Below are 12,045 nucleotides of genomic sequence, written 5' to 3'. Positions count from 1 at the left end.
CGTCTGATAAAACGACAGACAGGCGACATTCGAGGGAAGCTGTGTCGGAAGAAGATTTTCGCGATGTCTACTACACGGCGCAGGATGGCCTGAAACTTCACGCACGCGTTTATGGTGAGGACAATCCCGGTTTGCCCGTGGTTTGCCTTCCCGGACTGACACGCAATGCGCGGGACTTCCACCCGCTCGCCCTTTTCCTCGCGACCGATGCCCCGAAACCGCGCAAGGTCATCGTCTTCGACTATCGCGGACGCGGCCTGTCCGACCGCGACCCGGACTGGCGTCATTATGACGTGGCCATTGAGGCCGCCGATATCACCACCGGCCTTGCCGTTCTGGGCGTCGAACACGCGGCCTTCATCGGCACCTCGCGTGGCGGATTGATCATCATGGCGCTTAGCGCCTCACGGCCCGCCCTTTTGAAGGCAGTTGTTCTCAACGATATCGGCCCGGTGGTGGAAGGAGACGGGCTTGTCCAGATCCGCTCCCATCTGCAACGCGCCCCCAAACCGGCCACACTTGCAGAAGCGATCAAGATCCAGAAAACCATCCATGGCGATGCTTTTTCCGCCCTTTCGGATGAAGACTGGGAGCGCTTTACCGGCGCGCTCTATCGGCAGGATAACGGGCGTCTTCTGGCGGATTTCGATCCAAAACTCGTCAAGCCGCTCAAAGAGATAGACTTGGATCGCCCGCTTCCAGAGCTATGGCCGCTCTTTTCCGGCCTGACCGGTATTCCGCTTCTTGCGGTGCGCGGCGAGAATTCGCGTCTTCTTTCCATGAAGACACTGGACGAGATGGAAAGCCGCCATCCTGACATGCAGTCCATTGTCGTTCCCGGACAGGGACACGCACCACTGCTTGAAACCGGCGATTTGCCGGAAATCATCGCAGCCTTTGTCGATAAGGCCGAGAAAACGTCGCGACACTCCGGATAAAGAAGCAGCGTCCGGGCTGCCCCTTTCAGACCAACGTTCCGCCTAGCTGGCAGTCGTGATCTTTCCGCAGGAGCATCGTTCCAGCACGTCGACGCAGGGGTCGAGATCGCCGGTCGCCAGATGCGCATAGCGCATGGTCATTGTCAGCGTCTGGTGGCCAAGCCACATCTGCACCCGGCGCAGATCAATACCGCCCTGCACGAGACGTGACGCACATGTGTGGCGCAGAACATGCGGCACGACCTGCGTATCCTGTGAGAGCCCCACCTCTGCCTTGGCTTCGTTCCAGATCGTGCGAAACTGGGTCTGCCGCAGCATGGCGAATGGCCCTTCCCGCCCCTCTTTACGCACACCCGCAGCGTTTTGTGCACGCGCCGTCAGCGGCACGGAGCGCGCACGCGCGGATTTCGTGATCCAGAAGCTCGCCCGTCCGCCCTGCACGTCGTTCCAGGTGAGCCCGATGGCTTCGCCCAGCCTGCACCCCGTATCCACCAGAAAGACAGAAAGCCGCCACGCATCTTCGCTGCGGCGTCGAATGGCGGCGAAAAGCATCTCCTCCTCGCTCCACGAGAGAAAATGGCCAAGCCACATCTGCACCCGGCGCAGATCAATACCGCCCTGCACGAGACGTGACGCACATGTGTGGCGCAGAACATGCGGCACGACCTGCGTATCCTGTGAGAGCCCCACCTCTGCCTTGGCTTCGTTCCAGATCGTGCGAAACTGGGTCTGCCGCAGCATGGCGAATGGCCCTTCCCGCCCCTCTTTACGCACACCCGCAGCGTTTTGTGCACGCGCCGTCAGCGGCACGGAGCGCGCACGCGCGGATTTCGTGATCCAGAAGCTCGCCCGTCCGCCCTGCACGTCGTTCCAGGTGAGCCCGATGGCTTCGCCCAGCCTGCACCCCGTATCCACCAGAAAGACAGAAAGCCGCCACGCATCTTCGCTGCGGCGTCGAATGGCGGCGAAAAGCATCTCCTCCTCGCTCCACGAGAGAAAGCGGATGCGTCCGGAGCGCTCTTTCTGACGTCGAAATTCGGGCAGGCTGTGAATGTCACCCATTTTATGCGCTTTCCGCAGAAGCTTGCTCAGCGCGGCCATCTTTCGATTGATGGTCGCATTGCTGTTTCCGCGAGCGCGCAATTTCCCGATCAACGCATCAAGGGCATCCTGCCCGAATGTGCTGAAGCGCTTCCCCATCAGGAGCTCATCCAGCTCCCCGATAAAGAAGGTGACATTGTATTTGTGCGAGCCAGGCTCCCAAAGTATGTCGCCATACTTTGCAAAGAGCTCCTTCAGGCTGAATTCAGAGACAAGCCGGAGCCGCTCACTGTCGAAAGTGACAGAGTAGCCCTCTCCTGAAACACCCCATGCCTCTTCCAGACGATTGACGCTCCCCATGTCAGAGAGCGTCCCGGACGCAATTCAGGGCGTTTATTTCAACCTTGTCCTGACCTCCGAAGAAACTCAACGGAGCGAGTTTGTACCAGTTCCCCATGTACACAACCTCCGATTGTCGGAGATACCATCACCACTAACTGATGGTCCAAAGAACACACGCTTATTCTTATTGATCCGTCCGCCCCGCTGAGCCCCCGCGGCATTCGTCTGTATTTTTAAGCGGCCCTGTTGAACGGAACTGGCAAACCCACCCATGGGAGAGCCTGCACGAAGATGTCGCCAACCCCTGTCACCAAAAGCACTCTCAATTGATCGAAGCGCCCGCCAACAACGATATCTCCAAGGCCGGGACCCGGCGAAGTCTCGCCAGATCCCGGTATGCACTGCTGCTTCGTTAGAAGCTTCGCGTGATGCGGAAGAAACCGCTCATCGCGCCGTCCTTGTAGCTGTCGCCATCCTTGTAGTTCACGGCGATCTTGGTATCGAGATTCTCGACCAGCTCGTAGTCGATGACACCGCCAATAGCCCAGTCGTCGGCTTTGGAGCCATGTTTGTCAGCAAAGTACTGACCGCCGAGACCGACCGAGAGTTTCTGCGTTGCAGCATATTTCAGGTAACCACCGGCCGAGTAGTCATAGCCATTGCTGTAGAGGCTCGGATCCGAGAAGTAGGTGGCCAGCAGCTCGACGCTCAGCTGATTGGTCGCCTTGAACTGGGCAAAGCCCTTGAGGCCCCATTCCTTGGCCGTTGCGTCATAGGCTGCGAATGCGTCGAACGACCCCCAGCCCTGCGAGACACCCACCTTGCCGACCACATTGGGCGTGTAGTCGTAATTGTAGTCGTTCTCTTCCAGCGCCAGCGAAACCGACACGCCGTTGCCCGGCACGAAGGTGTAACCCAGCGTGTGAACCGAAGAATCAAAGCCGCCAGCATCGAACTCGCCGCCGAGCCCCTGATCAAAGATCGTGCTCTTGTAGCCCAGGAAGAACCCGCCAAGCGTGATGTAGGCCTGATTCAGATATGCGCCGCGCGTTGCACCATTGACAGAGAATGGACCACTTCCGCTCGGCGCGCCGAGGCGAGAAACACCTGAATAGGCGTCAGCCCGCAGCTCGATAAAGCTGCCCAGCGTACCGAACTCGGTTTCCGAACGGGCGTCGATTGTCAGGTTGGCCCGAGCGAGCTTGCGCCAGCCGCCAGCTTTATCGCTGCGTCCGGCTCCCCAAGTTTCCCAGACCTCGTCATAGACATCCCCGCCCATGAGGGAACGCTTGGAATCATCGGCATCCGACCAGTCGATCTGATAGCGCGCATAGCCGCCGATCTTCAGGCAGGTTTCGGTGCCCGGAATATAGAAGAAGCCGGCACCATAGACGTCGCAGACCCGGACGTATTCCATCGGCTCCGGCTCGGCAACGAAAAGCGGATCGGCAGCCTTGGCGCCGGTGGCAGCAGCTACGAGAGCTGCGGAGCCGATGAGAACGCTCTTGAGTTTCATGTTCTGACCTCCAGTCAGAATCATGAGACCGGTGGAAGCAAAAATGCCCGAGAACAAGGGAATCCAGGCGGGATCCGACCTGCGTCGGTGGCCATCACCGCGAAGTGCGGCTTGTCTGAACTGCTGGGTGGATTGTCAAAGCTAAGGGAAAATGGCGGAGAGGATGGGATTCGAACCCACGAGACCCTTTTGGGGTCTACTCCCTTAGCAGGGGAGCGCCTTCGACCACTCGGCCACCTCTCCGGCGAGACGCTGGATAAAGAAAACCGGACCGACAATCAATACGGCATTCGAATTTCCATGCTTTATTATAGAGAAATTCCACATCGTCGTCAGCGGACAGCGCTGACGACGCCAGTTCCGCGAAGAGTCGTCAGAGAATCAAGCCTGGCTTCCGTCCGGCATTTCATTCGCGATTCCCCACGATTCGTCTCCGAAACACAGTAGAATTGGCCTACTACACCCTCCGCTTATGGGCTCATCCGGGCTCCAAGTGTTAAGAAAGGCTTACCCGGCGGCTCAGATCGTGTCATTTGTGCAACAGCCATTCCGGATAGAAGGTCGCCAGGGGGCCTTGCCGCGTAATCGCGGTTGAACCCGGCGGCCCCATGAGTAATGTCAGGCTCGGAAAGGGGACGCGAGAGCGTGAACTTTTCAATTCTTGGGGATGGGGCAGGGAACGCTGTCCTTCAGCAAAAATACCCAGACCCGCATTTAGAACTTTGACTGGAGGTCAGAACATGAAACTCAAGAGCCTTCTCATCGGCTCCGCAGCTCTCGCAGCTGCTGCCACCGGCGCAAAAGCAGCCGACCCGATCATCGTTCCCGAGCCGGAGCCGATGGAATACGTTCGCGTTTGCGACGTCTACGGCGCAGGCTTCTTCTACATCCCGGGCACCGAAACCTGCCTGAAGATCGGCGGCATGGTCCGTTACCAGATCAACTGGGACGAGAACGACGACGGCTGGCGCAAGTATGCTCGCGGTGAGCTCAACATCGACGCCCGCTCCGAGACCGAATACGGCACGCTCGGCGGCTTCATCAAGCTGCGCGCCACGTCCGGCAATGCTACGCTGCCTGGTGGCGCATCTGGCCCGGCAATCATTCCCGGCCTGAACGACGGTGACGCCTACTCGCTCGGCGTTAACTCGACCGTTGGCCTGCAGCAGGCAATCATCTCGCTCGGCGGCCTCTCCATGGGTCTTTCCGACACGCTGTACGACGCATCCATCTCGGGTGAGTTCGACAATGGCGGTGGTGATCGCGTTCACTTCATCAACTACACCTTCGCAGCAGGCAACGGCTTCACCGCTACGCTCGCTCTCGAAGAAGCTGACAGCAACTACGACTACACGCCGAACTTCGTCGGTAAGGTTGGCGTTGCTCAGGGTTGGGGCACTGCAGACTTCTACGCTGCTTACGACGCAACTGCAGAAGAGTTCGCTCTTAAGGCAATCGTCAAGGCTGACCTGACCGAGCGCGTGTTCGCACAGGCAATGGCGATCTACGAAAGCGGCATCAACTTCTACTCGACCGATCCGTTCGATCTGTCCGGTTACGGCCAGCCGTCCATTGCTCGCTTTGGTTCGCAGTGGTCCATCGGCGGCCTCGTTGGCTACAAGTTCACCCCGAAGCTGAAAGCTTCGCTCGGTGCACAGTACTACGACAAGGTTGGTCATGACCTTCCGGCTCTGGCTTGGGGCGGCGACGTTGACGTCATCAACGCCGGTCTGACCGTGGATTACGAGATTGTTGAGAACTTCGACGCGAAGCTCGCAGTCAACTACACCAACATCGACGCGCCGACCGCTTCTGGTCTGCCGGACGATCACTGGAGCGGTTTCGTTCGCTTCCAGCGCAACTTCTAATCAGAAGTTACGGTGTTTTGGGAAAGGCCCGGCATTTGCCGGGCCTTTTTCATTTCTGGTACAATTGAAGGGCTGCGAAAGCGTTTTCTCTTGTGACGGGCATGCTGTAGGGTCTCTGCATTCGACAAGACCAAGAGAGCAGACACATACCGCCCCATGACAATACGCCCACCGCTTACGCCGCTTGCAGATTCCCTCCCCTCCACCGTTCCGTTTGTCGGCCCTGAAACCCAGGAGCGCGCGGCCGGACGGCCTTTTCGTGCACGTCTCGGCGCCAATGAGAATGGTTTTGGTCCGTCCCCGAAGGCGATCGAAGCCATGGAGAACGCAGCGCATCACGTGTGGAAGTATGGCGACCCCGAAAGCAGCGATCTGCGGGCGGCGCTGGCGCAGGAACACGGCGTAAAGCCGGAGAACATCGTCGTCGGTGAAGGCATTGACGGGCTTCTTGGCCTGATTGCCCGTCTTTATATTGAGCCGGGAACGCCTGTCGTCACCTCGCTCGGCGGCTATCCGACATTCAACTATCATGTGGTCGGCTTTGGCGGTCGTCTCGTGCCGGTTCCCTATTCGGGAGATCACGAGGATCTGGAAGGCCTGCGGGACGCGGCCTTTGCCGAAAAGGCCCCGCTGGTCTATTTCGCCAATCCCGACAATCCGATGGGCACTTGGTGGGAGGCCGACGAGGTTCAGCGCTTCATCGAATCGCTGCCCGAAACCAGCATGCTCATTCTGGACGAAGCCTATGGCGAGACCGCACCGGCGAGCGCCCTGCCCCGCTTTGAGCCCGACCGGCCCAATGTGCTGCGCATGCGTACCTTCTCCAAGGCCTATGCGCTGGCCGGCATGCGCTGCGGTTACGCCATTGGCGAAGCGCAGACCATCCGCGCCTTCGACAAGATCCGCAATCATTTCGGCATGCCGGGCATCACGCAGGCCGCCAGTCTGGCCGCACTTCAGGACAAGGCCTATTTTCAGGAAACGCTCAAGAAGATCAGCGCGAGCCGCGACCGGATTGCAGCGATTGCGGCAGCCAACGGGCTGGCGAGCGTTCCCTCCGCCACCAATTTCGTGGCCGTCGACTGCGGCGGCAAGGCCATTGCCGAGGCGGTCATGCAGGGCCTGCTCGACCGCGATGTGTTCGTGCGCAAACCGGCAACCCCGGGCCTTGATCGCTGCATTCGCGTCAGTGTCGGACCGGAGAACGAAATGGATGTCTTTGAACAGGCCTTTGCCGAGGCCCTGGCAGCGGCGCACAATCAGCGCTGAAGCTCTGAGATTGATTCAGGCGGAAAGAATAATCGATTGATTTATAAAAGTTTTTCGAATTCTGAGGGGCGATCTGATCGCCCCTCTTTTTTATTCAGGCTCAGGCTGCCAGTGCGGCCCGGGTCTTGCCGATCATAAGAGCGGCCTGCGCGGCTTCACGACCCTTTTCAATGAAATGCTCGCGATAGATCGCCGTGTGATGCTCGGTCGGCTGATAGTGGTGCGGTGTCAGCGACACGGACAGAACCGGCACGCCGGTGTCCATGCCGGCGCGCATCAAGCCGTCCACGACGGCCTGCGCGACGAAATCATGCCGGTAAATACCGCCATCCACCACGAAGGCGGCTGCGGCCACCGCCGCATAACGGCCTGAGGATGCAAGGTCGCGCGCCACGAGCGGCATTTCGAATGCGCCCGGCACATCGAACACATCCACCTGTTCGGCGGGAATCAGTTCGCAAAAGCCTTCCAGCGCCCTGTCGACAATGTCGGCGTGCCAATTGGCCTTGATGAATGCATAGCGGGTGTGTGTCATCGTGATCTCCTTTGCAACAGACACGTCACCCAAGGCGATCACGTGCGACGCAGCGCAGCCGACCAAACGGCAAGCGAAACATCGCGCGTTCTCTTCCATCCGGACTCTAACCGTCGGCCCAGGAGTCTCACCTGGTCTGCTGACCCTTCCCGAGTGTCATGGGAAAGCGCTCGCGGGCTTGCGGCCAGTGCCGCTTACCGCCGGTGGGGAATTTCACCCCGCCCTGAGAACGAGGCGAAGATAAGCATCCCTCCAAAGAACGGCAAGCCGAAAAAACCGCCCGCACGGATTGAGCGCGGTGCTTAGATTCGGCGGAGATGATTGTCCCAGGCGGGCGCGTCGGCCTGCGGCTCGCGAACGCTTTCGAGCGCCACGTCAGGGCCTGTCCGCACGATTGCGCCACGGCCGCTGGTGCCAAGCAGACGGTGCCCCGAGAGTGGCGCGAGACCGCAGCCATCCTTGAGCAGGCGTTCGCCGAGGCATCGCCCGGTTTCGGCATCCCAGAACACCGATAGCCCGCCGCGCGGCGACGATGTGGCGACGATCTCGCCGGATGCATCGATGGCGACCGAACCGACATAATTGTCGAGCTTCTTCAGGGTTTCTTCGGGACCTGGAAAGAGCTCAATCGCGTGCCCCCGGCGATGCCGCCCGACGAGCGGCGGGCGCGCATCGTCCTCGCCCTGATACTGCGCGCCGAACCAGACCGCGCCGAACCGGTCGAGCGTCATATGGCGGATCGAAAGCTTGTGGAGTTCCGGCGCAAGTTCCGCCTGCTCGAGAAGATCGCCCGTCTCCAGATCCACATAGGAAAGGCTCGGCTTCATCGTGGCAAGGTTCAGCTTCACCCGCTCATAGTCGGGATGGGTGAGAATGCCGCCATTGGCAACGCACAGCGTCCTGCCGTCTGCCAGCAAAATCACCTCATGCGGACCGATGCCGCCAGTCTCGAACTCGCCGATGCGGTGAAATCCGGCGCTCGCATCGTAAAGCCCGGTGACGCCACGCTCGCCGTCATAATCGTTTTCCGTGGCGAGAAGCAGCCGGCCATCCGGGGTGAAGACGCCATGCCCGTAGAAATGGCGGTCCGGCGGCGGGGCGAATGCGATGGGCTCGCCCGTTCCATCGACAGAGAAGGCCACCGCGAAACGCCCCGGCGACCGCGCAAACGCAACGGCGCGGCGGCGCGGCGCATCGATGGCGAAGGAATGTCCGCGCGCCTCCAGCGGCAGCACCAGCCGGTCACGGCCGGAAGCGTCGATCACCGCCGCCTCGAACGCACCCCCATTGAGGCGCGCGCCAAGGAACAGCGCTTCATTAGCAGCGCTGGCAAGCGCCGGCCTGAAGGCCGCAGCAGCGCCGGCGAGCGCGAGAAATGTCCGGCGGTCAATCTCCATCGAGCGCATTGAACCCCATCACCAGCCCCAGAGCCCCTGCGAGTTCGCCATTGAGCGTGTGCTTCGCGCCCTCCATGGCGATGGCCGCATAGCTGATGCGGCCACGATCCTCTTCCCCGGCGAATGCCGCTTCAGGCGCACCCGCCACCGCCTCCAGTGCGTCGCGCGCATGCGCCAGGTCGAAATTCATGCTCTCGCCATAGCCATTCACCAGATCCGAGGGGCCGTCGACAAAGCCCGCCGCCGTGATCAGTTGCTGCACGCCCTCGATCTGGGCGGCGGTGAAGGCGAAGGTCTCTCCGCTGCGCCAGAAGGGCGCGCGCTTGCCACGCGCCTTCTCCACGCTCTTTCCAAGGGCGGGCAGAAGCTCCGCATTGCGCGCGAATTCGATTGCCGTGCCCGCCGCCTTCACCACTTCGCCCGCCACTTCGGCGCTTGAGCGATAGGGGTCGCGATCCGCCGCAGGCGCGGTGAACGAGGCCCGAAAGGCCGTACCCTCGGCCCAGCCATTCTCCAGCGCCCCGGCGATATCGGCCACATTGTACGCCACTGCCTGCGCATAGGCGCAGCGCCTGGCATCGCCTGCCAGCTTGTCGCCGCCCGTGCCAAAGAGCACATAGTCGAGCGCCGGCAGGCCCTGCAGCGCGACGCTCTGCGCGGCCAGATCCTGCGGCAGTGGTTCGTCGGAAGCGAGCAGCCCCTGCACCTGGCGCAGCGTCACGCCGCGCGGATCGGGCCAGAAGAAGACACGCTCGAAACGGTTTTCCGCCACCAGAGGCCCAAACCGCAGAACAGAAACATGCCCCCAGGCAGAAACCGTCTCGGAAAAACGCTGATGCACGGCGACAAGCCCGCTGTCCGACGGCGCGCCGCAAACATCGCCAAGCGCGGCTGAAAGCGCCCCGCTCGCCTCGCGAAAGCGCGCCAGCGTGGGCGTGACATATCCTTCCAGAACCCGGTTTCCCACATCAGGGGCGATGGTGCTGGCAGTTTCCTGCGCCAGCGCTGGCGCAGATGAAAGACAAAGGATCAGAACGCATCGTGAGAGGCGCGCTTGCATCGGGCAGACTCCATAACCGTGGCTGGCATTGCTGGCTATCGCGCAGGGGGGAAGAGGCGCGAGGGCTGGCCGGAAGCCGGGAGCAGGCTCCCGTCCATCCGGCTTATCGCCCGTAACCGCTCACGACAAGGGAAAGTCAGGCTTCACGACAAAAGTTGATCGCGCAGCACAGGAAGCCGGAGCCCGTCATAGCCACTCACGGGGCTGGCGTGCCAGAGCCCGTTCAGAACCGCCTCCTCCGCCGCCTCGACGGCTGCATGAAGGAACGGATCGATGCGCGCTTCGGCAAGCCGCTCGACGGCATCCACCTCGCTGTCGATATCGAGGCGGTTGGCGGTGGAGAAGGCGATGGCCACATCGCCGCTCTGGTCACCCCAATAGCTGCCAAGCCGTCCAAGCGCTGCACCCGCCCGCCGCGCCACGCGGGTGAGCTGGCGCGAATCGAGCGGCGCATCCGTGGCATAGACGATGATGACGGAGCCCTTGTCCTGCGGGTCGGCGCGCCCGGCCTCCGGCGTCTCGATGCGTTCCCCCAGAAGCCGCAGATCGCCCGGCCTGCCGAAATTGGAGAGAACAAGCGCCGCCAGTGTATGCGTGCGGCCGGACGGCAGCGCGACACGGCGCGATGCACTGCCGATGGCGCCGGCAAAGCCAAAGGTGCGCATGCCGGTGCCTGCGCCCACCGTGCCCTGCGCAACATCTGTGCGGGCGGCGGAGATAGCCTCTTCCGCCATGGCTTCGGTCACCGCCAGCGCCTGAATGTCGCTGACGCGCCCGTCATTGCATTCCAGCACCAGCGGATTGACGGTTGGGCGTCCGCGCCCGATTTCAGGGTTTTGTGCAATCGCCCGGCGGATCAGAGCCGTGGTGCAGGCCGCCACGCCAAATGTGTTGGTGAGAAGGATCGGCGTTTCGATGCGGCCGAGCTCTGCAAGCTGCATCAGGCCGGCGCTCTTGCCAAATCCATTGAGCACCGCGACGCCGGCCGGAACCGGATTGCGAAAGAGATCGCCATCATGCGGCAGGATCGCGGTGACGCCCGTGCGCGCGGTCTGAGCGCGGTGGGTCAGATGCCCGACGGTGACGCCCGGCACATCCGCAATGCTGTTGGCTGGCCCCGCCGGAAGATCCCACCACGCGCCCGCCCTGTCGAAAAGCCGTTCGGTCATGCCAGAGCCGATGCCATGAGAGAGAAGCTGGAGATGATGCTGATCGCCTCGGCATGGCTTTTTGCGACAAAGCGCACATCCAGCGCGCCGGTGCGCTCCGTGAAAGGCAGGAGTGCGGCGGCATCCGCGAAAATCTGCTTGGAAAAGCCGATATCCACCGTAAGCGGCGGCGTGCATGGCGCTTTCACCTCGGTGCTCGCAGCCGCCTCAACCGCCTCGCAGACATCCTGTTCGATCCTTTCGCGCGCTTCGTCCGGCGACATGCTTTCCGAGGCAAAGGCGTTGATGCAGCGCTTGACGGTGATGGAGCGGGCTGCCGGAAACTGCTCGGCGATTTCGGCTTCCAGCCGGTCATCGCCGCTCACCGCAAGAAGCGGCACGCCGATCTCCGCTGCATGGCCGGCAAAGAGCGTCGGCTCTCCGGCGCGCACGCCATTCACCTCGATGCGGCGGAACGCCAGACCGCTGACCGTGTGGGCAAGCACGCCGAAATTGTCGGCGGCCGCGTGGTAACCGATCAGCACCACACCATCGTGATCGGCATGAATGCCTTCGATCATCGACAGCGGACGCGCGCGACCGGAAACAAGACGCGCGCGCGGGTCGAGCTGTTCAGCGATCATGTTGCGCATCGGCCCGTGCGAATCCGCCACCGTCACCGCGTCCGCTCCGCCCGCAAAAGCGCCACGGATCGCGGCATTCGCCTCTTCGGTCATGAGCCTGCGCGCCACCTCGTATTCCGGGTTGCCGCGCTGGCCCTGAAGGCTCTCGCAGACCCCGGCCACGCCCTCGATATCGACAGAGATAAAAATATGCATGCCGCTCCCCTGATAATGAATCGCCGGCATTCGACTTGAAACGCATGACGAATTCCAGTCCCAGCATGCGATAGAAACGATGCCAGCCGCTT

9 protein-coding genes, 1 tRNA gene, 2 pseudogenes and 1 riboswitch are annotated in these 12,045 nt (G+C 61.6%); of the genes and pseudogenes, 3 read left to right on the top strand and 9 right to left on the bottom strand.

From position 1 onward, the window contains the following. Positions 1-41 precede the first annotated feature (41 nt). The gene (locus DEJ54_RS11340) at positions 42-938 is read left to right on the top strand and encodes an alpha/beta fold hydrolase (RefSeq protein ID WP_113154656.1); all 897 of its coding nucleotides are present in this window, start codon (positions 42-44) and stop codon (positions 936-938) included. A gap of 42 nt (positions 939-980) precedes the next feature. Here DEJ54_RS11340 and DEJ54_RS11335 read toward each other — a convergent pair. The 4 genes and pseudogenes from DEJ54_RS11335 to DEJ54_RS11320 all read right to left on the bottom strand — a co-directional run. Continuing rightward, positions 981-1,514: pseudogene (locus DEJ54_RS11335) on the bottom strand (site-specific integrase); the annotation flags it as partial. Continuing rightward, positions 1,515-2,339, bottom strand: a pseudogene (locus tag DEJ54_RS11330) (tyrosine-type recombinase/integrase); the annotation flags it as partial. Between the two features lie 394 nt (positions 2,340-2,733). After that, the gene (locus DEJ54_RS11325; RefSeq protein WP_113156235.1) at positions 2,734-3,837 is read right to left on the bottom strand and encodes a porin; all 1,104 of its coding nucleotides are present in this window, start codon (positions 3,835-3,837) and stop codon (positions 2,734-2,736) included. Positions 3,838-3,989: 152 nt separating this feature from the next. Continuing rightward, positions 3,990-4,080, bottom strand: a tRNA-Ser gene (locus DEJ54_RS11320). A 497-nt stretch (positions 4,081-4,577) separates the two neighbouring features. Here DEJ54_RS11320 and DEJ54_RS11315 point away from each other — a divergent pair. Further along, on the top strand, positions 4,578-5,705 hold the full coding sequence (locus tag DEJ54_RS11315; RefSeq protein ID WP_113154655.1) for a porin: 1,128 nt from the start codon (positions 4,578-4,580) through the stop codon (positions 5,703-5,705). Between the two features lie 156 nt (positions 5,706-5,861). Continuing rightward, on the top strand, positions 5,862-6,974 hold the full coding sequence (locus tag DEJ54_RS11310; RefSeq protein WP_113154654.1) for a pyridoxal phosphate-dependent aminotransferase: 1,113 nt from the start codon (positions 5,862-5,864) through the stop codon (positions 6,972-6,974). 100 nt (positions 6,975-7,074) lie between these two features. Here DEJ54_RS11310 and DEJ54_RS11305 read toward each other — a convergent pair whose 3' ends face one another. From DEJ54_RS11305 to DEJ54_RS11285, 5 genes are all read right to left on the bottom strand, one after another. Beyond that, a complete protein-coding gene (locus DEJ54_RS11305) occupies positions 7,075-7,509 on the bottom strand; it encodes a 6,7-dimethyl-8-ribityllumazine synthase (RefSeq protein ID WP_113156234.1) in 435 nt (144 codons plus the stop codon). An 83-nt stretch (positions 7,510-7,592) separates the two neighbouring features. After that, a riboswitch (FMN riboswitch) is annotated at positions 7,593-7,744 on the bottom strand. A 67-nt stretch (positions 7,745-7,811) separates the two neighbouring features. Next, positions 7,812-8,915: a DUF1513 domain-containing protein gene (locus DEJ54_RS11300; protein ID WP_113154653.1), complete on the bottom strand. Its 1,104-nt coding sequence runs from the start codon at positions 8,913-8,915 to the stop codon at positions 7,812-7,814. After that, positions 8,896-9,966: an imelysin family protein gene (locus DEJ54_RS11295; RefSeq protein WP_113154652.1), complete on the bottom strand. Its 1,071-nt coding sequence runs from the start codon at positions 9,964-9,966 to the stop codon at positions 8,896-8,898. The genes DEJ54_RS11300 and DEJ54_RS11295 overlap by 20 nt, the downstream gene beginning before the upstream one ends. A 143-nt stretch (positions 9,967-10,109) precedes the next feature. Beyond that, the gene (locus DEJ54_RS11290) at positions 10,110-11,135 is read right to left on the bottom strand and encodes a P1 family peptidase (RefSeq protein ID WP_113154651.1); all 1,026 of its coding nucleotides are present in this window, start codon (positions 11,133-11,135) and stop codon (positions 10,110-10,112) included. Then, entirely contained in the window at positions 11,132-11,953 is an 822-nt protein-coding gene (locus DEJ54_RS11285) for a M55 family metallopeptidase (protein ID WP_245447512.1), read from the bottom strand. The genes DEJ54_RS11290 and DEJ54_RS11285 overlap by 4 nt, the downstream gene beginning before the upstream one ends. Positions 11,954-12,045 lie beyond the last annotated feature (92 nt).

Origin of the sequence: Nitratireductor sp. OM-1 (genome assembly GCF_003296175.1) — a bacterium.
In the GTDB taxonomy this organism is placed as follows: Bacteria; Pseudomonadota; Alphaproteobacteria; order Rhizobiales; family Rhizobiaceae; genus Nitratireductor; species Nitratireductor aquimarinus.
This window is presented reverse-complemented; position numbering and strand designations above follow the sequence as displayed.